Source organism: Chamaesiphon sp. VAR_48_metabat_403, assembly GCF_031422475.1.
Taxonomy (GTDB): domain Bacteria; phylum Cyanobacteriota; class Cyanobacteriia; order Cyanobacteriales; family Chamaesiphonaceae; genus Chamaesiphon.
Genome location: NZ_JANPLS010000135.1, coordinates 1 through 2,543 on the forward strand (window position 1 = coordinate 1; position 2,543 = coordinate 2,543).

At 41.1% G+C, this 2,543-nt stretch carries 2 protein-coding genes; both read left to right on the top strand.

Features of this window, described 5'->3' with window-relative positions; genetic code table 11:
• The first annotated feature begins 136 nt into the window (after positions 1 to 136).
• Positions 137 to 1,204, top strand: coding sequence for an alpha/beta hydrolase (locus RMO79_RS06620; protein ID WP_310482271.1), 1,068 nt, complete (start codon positions 137 to 139; stop codon positions 1,202 to 1,204).
• Positions 1,205 to 1,264: 60 nt separating this feature from the next.
• The coding region (locus tag RMO79_RS06625; protein ID WP_310482273.1) for an NAD(P)/FAD-dependent oxidoreductase at positions 1,265 to 2,543 on the top strand (1,279 nt) is incomplete at its 3' end.

Sequence of the window (2,543 nt, forward strand, 5' to 3'; positions counted from 1 at the left end):
AAATCGATGCCACAGTCTTTGCGTCGATCGGTAGAACAAGTGCTGATCTAATCTTAATCAGAACCCCAATTGAGCTTTGATTGAAGATTGATTGCCTGTTGTCTTGCCTTCGATTTAACACTACAAATAAAATCTGATGCTTTTTCTGACGATCGTTTTATTGGGTGCAATAGTTTTAGGGATATTATTCCTAATTCCTGGTTTTACTTTTTCTATTAAAGATAAACAAGGAAATGATGTTTCTCAGAGCATTGCCTCACTTGAAAAAGTTAACTTGGGAGGACAGGAACAATGGATTCTGATTCGTGGCGTGGATATTACAAAGCCTATCATTCTCTTTCTTCATGGTGGCCCTGGCACTTCAAATATGTGTCTTTTAAGAAAGTACACAGATGAATTAGAGCAACATTTTATAGTCGTGACTTGGGATCAGCGAGGGGCAGGTAAGTCTTATCAAGCGATTAATCCTCATTCTTCCATGACGATCGATCGGTTTGTCTTAGATACTGGCGAATTAACCCAATTTCTATGTCATCGATTTAATCAAAAGAAAATATTTCTGGTTGGTCATTCATGGGGAAGTCTAATTGGGATACTTAGTATCCAAAAATATCCAGATTTATATCATGCTTATATCGGAATTGGTCAGATTGTAAATATGCACGAGAATGAACAAATTTCTTATGGTTGGACATTAGCACAAGCGACAACAGCGGAAGACAAACGAGCGATTCGGACTCTCACTGAGATAGGAAACCCTCCTTATACTGGCGATGGGCAGAAAAAACTGATGACCCAACGACGCTTACTAGGAAAGTATGGTGGAGAGTTGTACGGCAGCTCAAGCGGTGCTTTTCCGCTTATTTTTAGTAGTTTGATATCTGCTACTGAATATACTTTTTTTGATAAAATGAATTTTTTCAAAGGGATATTTGCATCAAATCATTTGTTGTGGCAGGAACTTTTGACCATGAATCTAAATAAACAGATGCTGTCCTTTGAAGTGCCAATATATTTTGCATTAGGAAGGCATGACTATGAAGCACCATCCATACTTGCAGAACAGTATTTCAACATAATCGAAGCACCCAAAAAAGAAATAATTTGGTTTGAAAACTCAGCACACTTTGCCAATATAGAAGAAAATAAAAAGTTCGATGACCTCTTGACAAATCGGATATTGCCTACTATTGCTCTAGTCTAAAATATAAAATCATTCGGATTGGAAACTCGTGTAAATACTTAATTCAGGGAGGAAGTCTTCATGATGAATCATAAATGCGGTGACACTATTATCATTATTGGCGGGGGAATTGCTGGGCTGGCGGCAGGTTGCTATGCCCAGATGAATGGTTATCAAACTCAGATCTTTGAGATGCACGATCGACCAGGTGGGCTGTGTACGGCATGGCAGCGACAGGGATTTACTTTTGATGGTTGTATCCATTATTTGTTTGGCTCTGCACGAGGACAGCCATTCTACCAACTCTGGGAGGAACTTGGCGTTGTGCCTCAGCAACAATTTGTCCATCACGATGAATTGCTGCGGGTGAGTGAATCTAATGGGAAAACTTTAATTGTTTATAGTAATCCCGATCGATTAGAGCAGCATTTAAAAGAGTTATCACCAATCGATCGACGGTTGATTAGCAATTTCTGTGCGGGGATTCGCACTTTTACTCGCTTCGATCTGTCACTACTTCAACAGCAGCCCAAAGCATTGATGCAGTTAGGTGACTGGGCAAAGTTAGCGCAAAAAATGTTGCCATTTGTCTGCCCACTGGCGCGATGGGGAAATCTTTCAGCAGCAGAGTTTGCCAAGAAGTTTCAAGATCCCTTCCTCCGCCGCGCCATTCCCCAGATGTTTGCCTGGGAGGATATTCCTGTGATGGTGGGGATGTCTTTACTAGCCTATATGCACACCAAAAACGCTGGCTTTCCGCTAGGTGGATCGCTGCAATTTGCCGAAAAGATCGCCGATCGATATCTAGAATTAGGCGGTCAAATTCACTATCAATCGCAAGTAGAAAAGATTTTAATCGAGAACCATCAGACGGTTGGGGTGCGGTCATATAACAATGAAGAATACTATGCGGATCGAGTAGTTTCGGCTTGTGATGGTCACAATACGCTGTTCGGTTTAATCGATCGGCAATATGTCCCCCGCGAGATCCAACGTTACTACGATGGACATTTACCGATTCATTCCCAACTACAGGTATCACTGGGCGTAAATCGCGATCTATCTGCCGAACCACATTGGTCTACTTATCTACTCAATGAACCTGTAGTAATTGCTGGAGAAAAGCGGTATGAAATTGGAGTCAAACACTATTGCTTCGACCCCTCTCTAGCACCACACGGAAAATCAGTGCTGATGATTGTGTTGACGACTAATTATGACTATTGGCAGCGCATTTATGGTCGTTCAATTTACGATGCAGAAGAAATTCAAGAATCACAAATTCTTATCGATCTTTTAGAACGATTTTATCCTGGGATTAAGGATGATATTGAGTTTGTAGATGTGGCTACACCGCTTA